At 60.6% G+C, this 7,423-nt stretch carries 5 protein-coding genes and 1 pseudogene; 2 read left to right on the plus strand and 4 right to left on the minus strand.

The genetic code is table 11. The features are described from left to right. Positions 1 to 318: 318 nt before the first annotated feature. Together FSO04_RS44505 and FSO04_RS44510 are read left to right on the plus strand one after the other, a co-directional pair. On the plus strand, positions 319 to 954 hold the full coding sequence (locus tag FSO04_RS44505) for a carbonic anhydrase (RefSeq protein ID WP_154567700.1): 636 nt from the start codon (positions 319 to 321) through the stop codon (positions 952 to 954). An 88-nt stretch (positions 955 to 1,042) separates the two neighbouring features. Beyond that, positions 1,043 to 2,623, plus strand: a complete 1,581-nt coding sequence (locus FSO04_RS44510; protein ID WP_154567701.1) for a SulP family inorganic anion transporter — start codon at positions 1,043 to 1,045, stop codon at positions 2,621 to 2,623. Between the two features lie 122 nt (positions 2,624 to 2,745). Here FSO04_RS44510 and FSO04_RS44515 read toward each other — a convergent pair whose 3' ends face one another. The 4 genes and pseudogenes from FSO04_RS44515 to FSO04_RS44530 all read right to left on the minus strand — a co-directional run. Next, on the minus strand, positions 2,746 to 4,293 hold the full coding sequence (locus tag FSO04_RS44515; RefSeq protein ID WP_154567703.1) for a 2-isopropylmalate synthase: 1,548 nt from the start codon (positions 4,291 to 4,293) through the stop codon (positions 2,746 to 2,748). Positions 4,294 to 4,660: 367 nt separating this feature from the next. Then, positions 4,661 to 5,530: a CDP-diacylglycerol--serine O-phosphatidyltransferase gene (pssA, locus tag FSO04_RS44520; RefSeq protein WP_154567705.1), complete on the minus strand. Its 870-nt coding sequence runs from the start codon at positions 5,528 to 5,530 to the stop codon at positions 4,661 to 4,663. Between the two features lie 24 nt (positions 5,531 to 5,554). Continuing rightward, positions 5,555 to 6,193, minus strand: a complete 639-nt coding sequence (locus FSO04_RS44525) for a phosphatidylserine decarboxylase (RefSeq protein ID WP_054034968.1) — start codon at positions 6,191 to 6,193, stop codon at positions 5,555 to 5,557. 117 nt (positions 6,194 to 6,310) lie between these two features. Then, positions 6,311 to 7,303 (minus strand): annotated as a pseudogene (locus FSO04_RS44530) (group II intron maturase-specific domain-containing protein); the annotation flags it as partial. Between the last annotated feature and the right edge of the window lie 120 nt (positions 7,304 to 7,423).

Here is a 7,423-nt window from a genome sequence, read left to right on the forward strand (position 1 = left end):
AGCGGCTCATCAGCGCACTCCGGGCCTTGATTGACCCAAAACTCGCGCCTTACGCCGCGACCCGCCTGGCCTGAAAAACAAAACCCCACGCTCCGAAAAACGTGGGGTTGGTCAGCAGTCTGAAGCCGCCTCTTCAGGCGGCTTTTTTTTATTTATTGCGCATGCCCACGAATTTTATTTCGCGCACAGCAGATTTATTTTTTGATAGAAAGGTTTTCGTAAGCATTGATTCGATGCCGATTACACCCGCTGTGCCGTCCGGGCACAGCCGTGATGTCGGCGAGGAGTCTGTGCGCCCTACTTACGGAGCCACTATCGATGAACCGTCCGAAACGCCTGCTGGTCGCCAACGTCGCATGGGCGCATGAAACCGCCGCGCGCAACCCCGAATTTTTCCGTGATCTGGTGCGGGGCCAGAATCCGCACGTGCTGTGGGTCGGCTGCTCGGACAGCCGTGTGCCCGCGGAAACCATCACACATTGCGAGCCCGGCGATCTGTTCGTTCACCGCAACATCGCCAATCTTTTTCATCCCGACGACGACAACTCCGCGAGCGTCCTCGAATACGCGGTGCGTGTGCTGAAGGTGGGACACGTGATCGTCTGCGGCCACTATGGCTGCGGCGGTGTGCGTGCCGCCCTGCTGCCGCCGGAGCCGACGTTGCCACATGTGAATCGGCGGATCGCGCCTCTATGTGCGTTGGCAAAGGCGCATGGCGACGAACTGCAGGGCCACGCAAGCGAGCGTGAGCGTATCGACCGGCTCGCGGAGTTGAACGTGCTCGAACAGGTGCGCCAGTTACGAGCGAGTCCGATCGTGTGGGACGCCGACCCGGCACCGCTCGTTCACGGCTGGATCTTTGCGCTCGAGGACGGGCGCATCAAGGTTCTCACGTCCGGCTACGAAGCCGATGACGCGATGACTTGCACAACAGCCGCCCATAGCGCTGCCTAGTGCGCAGCTCTTATCAAACCGGCCTCAGCATGGCCTTTGCCTTTGCCTTTGCCGCACGCAAGGCTCCAACCATTACTGCACCGACCCCATGAACCTACGAGCTTTCTTTTCCACGTTTCAGCGCGATCTGTTGGCAGGCACGGTCGTTTTTCTGGTGGCGCTGCCACTATGTCTGGGCATCGCCAACGCGTCGGGCGTCGAGCCATTTGCCGGGCTTGTATCGGGCATCGTCGGCGGCCTGGTGGTGGCCGTGCTGAGCGGTTCGCGGCTGAGCGTCAGCGGGCCGGCGGCGGGCCTCGTCGTGATCGTCGTCGACGGAATCGCGCAACTCGGCAGTTTTTCCGCGTTCCTGCTGGCCGTGTTGCTGTCCGGCGCGATTCAATTCGGCTTCGGCATGCTGAAGGCCGGCAGATTTGCGGCCTATGTGCCATCGCCTGTGATCAAGGGCATGCTTGCGGCGATCGGTGTGCTGCTGATCGTCAAGCAGTTTCCGCTTGCGCTTGGGCTATTCGGCGCGAATGCGTCGGCCGGTTCGCACGCTGCCGCCCGGATGGCCGGCAGCGTAACGACGCCGTTCGGCTCGATATCGCTCGCGGCCTGCGTACTCACCTTGCTCTCGCTGGCGATTCTGGTGGGATGGGAAACGCGCGCGTTACGCCGCTTTGTGCTGGTGCGCCTCATCCCCGCGCCGCTCGCGGTGGTGCTGCTGGGCATCGGCGCGACGCTGCTGCTCAGTCTGTTCGCTCCGTCGTTCGCGCCGCCCGCTGAGCATCGCGTCGCGCTGCCGTCGCTCGAATCGTTCGCCGCGTTGCAAGTCGCTCTCCAATGGGTCGACTTCGGGCCGCACTTCGCGCAACTGGTCAATCCTGATGTCTGGCGCGTCGCCATCACCCTGGCGATCGTCGCGAGTCTCGAAACGCTGCTGAGCCTCGAAGCGGTCGAGCAGATCGATCCCGCCCGACGTGCCGCGCCGCCGGATCGCGAATTGAAGGCACAGGGCGTGGGTAATCTGATCGCCGGTGCGATCGGCGGCCTGCCGATCACTTCGGTCATTGTGCGCAGCTCCGCCAATGTGCATGCGGGCGCACAAAGCCGGCTGTCCGCAATTATTCATGGCGTGTTGCTGCTGGTAAGCGTGTTCGCGCTCACCAGCGTCATCAACCTGATTCCGCTTGCGTGCCTTGCGGCGATTCTTATCTTCACTGGCGTGAAGCTCGCCAAGCCGTCGTTGTTCGTCGCCGTCGCCAAGCAGGGTTTCGCACCGTTTGCGCCGTTCATCGTCACGCTGGTCGGCGTGCTCGCCACCGATCTGCTGATCGGCATCGTGCTCGGCATTCTGTGCAGCGTGCTGCTCGCGCTGTATGCGAACCTGCGCAGCCCGATAGTGCTCGCGCAGCACGGCGATCACTATCTGCTGTCCTTTCGCAAGGACGTGTCGTTTCTCGGCAAGGTGCCGCTCAAGCACTATCTGCAGCAGATTCCCGACGGCGCGACCTTGATCGTCGACGCAACGCGTGCCGATTTCGTCGATCACGATGTGCGCGAACTGCTGGACGCGTTCGTCGCCGATGCGCCGCGTCGCGAGATCGCAGTCGAAGTGCGGCATCAGGTCCAGGCGCAGGCACGCGCTGCGCGCGGATGGTCGATGCGGCGCGCGGCTGCGGAGTAGTTTCAGCGCGCGATACGCACGAGGAGGAGACACAACGAAAGCAAGAAGCCCCGTGCTTTTCAGGGCACAGGGCTTCTTGACAATCCGGTTCAGCGCGCACGCAATCAGCGCGCCTGCTTCTACTAGTCCGAACGTTGCGGATTCAACTTATCGAAGTTCGAATACAGCTTGTTGAGCGCCGAGATATACGCCTTCGCAGAAGCCGCGACGATATCCGGATCGGTGCCCACGCCGTTGACGATACGCCCGCTCTTCGACAGCCGCACGGTCACTTCGCCCTGCGCCTGCGTGCCGGTGGTGATGGCGTTCACCGAGTACAGCAGCAATTCCGAACCGCTCCCCACTTCCGTTTCGATCGCATTGAGCGTGGCATCCACCGGACCGTTGCCGCGTGCTTCTCCGGTCACTTCCTTGCCTTCGACCGAGAACACGATCTTCGCGTGCGGCTGCTCGCCGGTTTCCGAATGCTGCGACAGCGACAGGAACTTGTAGTGCTCCCTCTCCTGCGCTTCCGCCGATTCCTCGGTGACGATCGCGATGATGTCTTCGTCGAAGATTTCCGACTTGCGGTCGGCCAATTCCTTGAAGCGTGCGAACGCGGTGTTCAGTTCGCCCTCGCTATCGAGCGCGATACCCAATTCCTGCAGACGCTGCTTGAATGCATTGCGGCCCGACAACTTGCCAAGCACGATCTTGTTGGCGCTCCAGCCCACATCTTCGGCACGCATGATTTCGTACGTGTCGCGCGCTTTCAGCACGCCGTCCTGGTGAATGCCGGATGCGTGCGCAAATGCGTTCGCGCCGACCACCGCCTTGTTCGGCTGCACGACGAAACCGGTGATCTGCGACACCAGCTTCGAAGCCGGCACGATTTGGGTCGTATCGAGACCGACTTCAAGGCCGAAGTAATCCTTGCGGGTCTTCACCGCCATCACGATTTCTTCGAGCGACGTATTACCCGCGCGCTCGCCGAGACCGTTGATCGTGCACTCGACCTGACGCGCGCCGCCGATCTGCACACCGGCCAGCGAGTTCGCCACCGCCATGCCGAGGTCGTTATGGCAATGCACCGAGAACACCGCCTTATGCGAGTTCGGAATACGCTCGCGCAGCGTCTTCACGAGCTGACCGTACAACTCCGGCACGCCATAGCCGACCGTATCCGCGATGTTGATCGTGGTCGCGCCTTCGGCGATGACCGCTTCCAGCACGCGGCACAGGAAATCCATGTCCGAACGGCTGCCGTCTTCAGGCGAGAACTCGACGTCGTCCGTGAACTTGCGGGCGAAACGCACCGCCAGCTTTGCCTGCTCGAACACCTGATCCGGCGTCATGCGGAGCTTCTTTTCCATGTGCAGCGGCGACGTTGCGATGAACGTGTGAATGCGGAAATGATCGGCCGGCTTGAGTGCGTCAGCAGCGCGTTGAATGTCTTTGTCGTTCGCACGGGCCAGCGAGCAGATCGTGCTGTCCTTGATCAGGCCCGCGATCGTGTGGATCGAATCGAAGTCGCCATTCGAACTGGCCGCGAAGCCCGCTTCGATCACGTCCACCTTCATCCGTTCGAGCTGCTTCGCGATACGGATTTTTTCTTCTTTAGTCATCGACGCGCCGGGCGATTGCTCGCCGTCACGCAACGTGGTGTCGAATATGATCAGTTTGTCGGCCATGTCGGGTCTCCTGAGGAGTCGTTCAATTGTGGGGATCGGATATTGGAATTCGGGCGTTTTGCGCCACCGTTGGCGACGCTATAAACCGCAGACGAGGCAGACGGAGGGCAGAAAACGATAAGCGATCAGCGCGCTAGACGCGCCAGCACTAGCGCACCTGCGGCGCACCAGCTTGTTGAGGCTCGTGCTGCAGCTCAAATTGGAACCTGAACGCATTTATCCAACGACTATAGCGGCATTCCCGTCGCCGTGCAATTGGCGTCGGACCTGCCTGCCGCGCGCCGCCGGACGGGCGCGGCAACGAAAAACGGCAGCCTGCGAAGGCTGCCGTTTTCTCATGTCACGTTCGTGCAACGAAGGTGCGCCGTTACCTGTCCCCCGCTATGGACCGTGCCGGATTCGCCCTGCCCCGCATCGCCTGGTAGCCCCAGAACACATAACCCGACAGGCCGTACAGCACGAACAGGCCGAACAGCATCAGCGGCGGATCGGACGACACCAGCACGAACGCCACCACCACCAGCAGAATCACGCCGAACGGCACGCGGTGCCGCACGTCGAGCGCCTTGCCGCTGTAGAACGGCGCGTTCGACACCATCGTCACACCGGCGTAGATAGTCAGCACGAAAGCGACCCACGGCAGCCATACCAGCTTGAGCGGCACGCGGTTATCGGTGGCGAGCCACACGAAACCGGCGATCAGCGCGGCAGCAGCCGGACTGGGCATACCCTGGAAGAAGCGCTTGTCGACCACGCCGATGTTCGTGTTGAAGCGCGCGAGACGCAACGCCGCACCCGAACAGTAGACGAACGCCGCGAGCCAGCCCCAGCGGCCGAGATCCTTCAGAATCCACTCGTACATCACGAGCGCCGGCGCCACACCGAACGAAACCATGTCCGAGAGGCTGTCGAACTGTTCGCCGAACGCGCTTTGCGTATGCGTCATGCGGGCGACCCGGCCGTCCATGCCGTCCAGCACCATCGCCACGAAGATCGCGATTGCCGCGATTTCGAAGCGCACGTTCATCGCCTGCACCACGGCGAAGAAGCCGCAAAAGAGCGCGGCGGTGGTGAACGCGTTCGGCAGCAGGTAAATGCCGCGCTTCCTCAGGAACTGCTGACGCTGAGCGCGCCGGCTCTCGACTGCTCCGGTCTCCGCCACGATCGGCTTGTTACGGCGGAACGGACGCGGGAGCTGCCCGCTGTTGCGGGGTCGACGCGGTTTGAATGCGGCCATTCGGAAAACCTCCTTGGTGCCGCTTTATAGTTCAGCGAGGATCGTGGACGACGCGGAAACCTTCTCACCGATCGACACACGCGGACGGCTGCCAACCGGCAGGTACACGTCGACGCGCGAGCCAAAGCGGATAAATCCATAACGCTGGCCACGCGTGAGCGGCTCACCCGAGCGTACGTAGCAAAGAATGCGCCGCGCAATCAGACCGGCGATCTGCACCGACGTCACCGTCTGGCCGCCGGCCATTTCGATCACCACCGCATTGCGCTCGTTTTCGAGCGAAGCCTTATCCACAGCGGCGTTCAGATACGCGCCCGGGAAATATTCGACCTTGGAGATCGCACCGTCCACCGGCGAGCGCTGCGAATGGACATTGAAAACGTTCATGAACACGCTGATCTTCAGCGCTTCACGGTTGGCATACGGATCATGCGCTGTCTCGACTGCGACGATACGGCCGTCGGCCGGGCACAGTACGGCGTTCGCCTGAGTCGGAATCGGGCGCGCAGGATCGCGGAAAAACTGCACGACGAAGATCAGGATCAGCCAGAACAGCCATGCAAAGCCGAATCCCGCGAAGGCATGAACCAGTAATGCAACGACGGCCGCGATGGCGATGAACGGCCAGCCTTCTCGCGCGATGATCGGATGAGGGTAATTCATGGATGGCTTCTGTATTTTTGGAGGGTAGCCCCCCTTCCTCGCGGAAGAAGGGCCCCCTAAGAACCGTACGTGCGAGTTTCCCCGCATACGGCTCAAATCTACAAACAAAGCCCGGTCTTAGGACCGGGCCGGCTTAGTTACCGCAATTTTACCTGCGTGCACCTGCTGATGGCAGTGCGGGTGAAGCAGAACCCTGTTCGAGAGAGCGTCCGTGCCACCATGCATCCGATACTCCAGATGATGGTCATGCCAGCCGGTCTCCTTTGTCAGGGCACAGCCACAATGCGAGCAAAGCCCGTCTTGCGACATATACAGCGAAACCCATTGCTTCCGATAACGCATTGAGTGTTCCATGCGCGCCTGTCGCAACTGTTCGCCGTACTGCTCCCACTCAGGATCAAAGGGATTGAATGCTCCTTTGACCTTTCTGTGTCGCTTAATTTCCGTACCGCTGATCTGGTACAGGCTAAGCAACCCCTTACCACCGTCGTCACGAGCTACAGGAACAGCGAACACCCAGTGTCGATTGCCCTCCGAGTGAAAGTATTTCTTCTTCACCCATTCGGCGCTCTTGTTCAGGTGCCGCCTCTTCGACCACCGCCAAAGCCTTCGGAAAATCAAAGACTCCATGCGGCTGTATGCCTCTTTGGCGACCACAGGACTGTGATACTGCGCCCAGCCCCGTAGCATCGGGTTCAGCAGTCGAATCAGATTCTCCTGCTTTACCGTCTTATGACCGCTGATCGTATCCGCCACCTTGCGATAGAACGTTTTCACGTTCTTCTTGCTCGGCTTGATGAGTAGCGTCCCCGAGTACTTACGGAAATTCCACCCCAGGAAATCGAAGCCTTGGTCAATGTGTGTGATCCGCGTTTTCTCCTCGGACAGTTGCAGACCTCGAACGGCAAGGAATGTTTCCACCCAAGGTCGAACTTCCTGCTCCAGCAACTCTTGCGAGTCACCGGTGATCACGAAGTCGTCCGCGTACCGCACCACATTGACTTTAAGTTTGTTGGCTTTTGCGATCCCAAACTTCGCACTAAGGTGCGCTAGCAGTTCTCGCTCCAGCCCGTTCAGCGTCACATTCGCCAGCGTCGGAGAAATTACGCCTCGTACAATGTTGCATACTTTTCACTCCGTCGTCTGAATCATTCGGATTTTCGCTGGCGAGAGCCCCCGGCTGTGGATCGATCCTGAACACAACGACGATTTCATCCTTGTGGATTTCGA

Source organism: Paraburkholderia madseniana, assembly GCF_009690905.1.
GTDB lineage: Bacteria > Pseudomonadota > Gammaproteobacteria > Burkholderiales > Burkholderiaceae > Paraburkholderia > Paraburkholderia madseniana.

What these genes read in the sequence shown, in the direction of transcription:
- FSO04_RS44505 (WP_154567700.1), top strand. Translation starts at nt 319, where the DNA reads ATGAACCGTCCGAAACGCCTGCTGGTCGCCAACGTCGCATGGGCGCAT.
- FSO04_RS44510 (WP_154567701.1), top strand. Translation starts at nt 1,043, where the DNA reads ATGAACCTACGAGCTTTCTTTTCCACGTTTCAGCGCGATCTGTTGGCA.
- FSO04_RS44515 (WP_154567703.1), bottom strand. Translation starts at nt 4,293, where the DNA reads ATGGCCGACAAACTGATCATATTCGACACCACGTTGCGTGACGGCGAG.
- pssA (WP_154567705.1), bottom strand. Translation starts at nt 5,530, where the DNA reads ATGGCCGCATTCAAACCGCGTCGACCCCGCAACAGCGGGCAGCTCCCG.
- FSO04_RS44525 (WP_054034968.1), bottom strand. Translation starts at nt 6,193, where the DNA reads ATGAATTACCCTCATCCGATCATCGCGCGAGAAGGCTGGCCGTTCATC.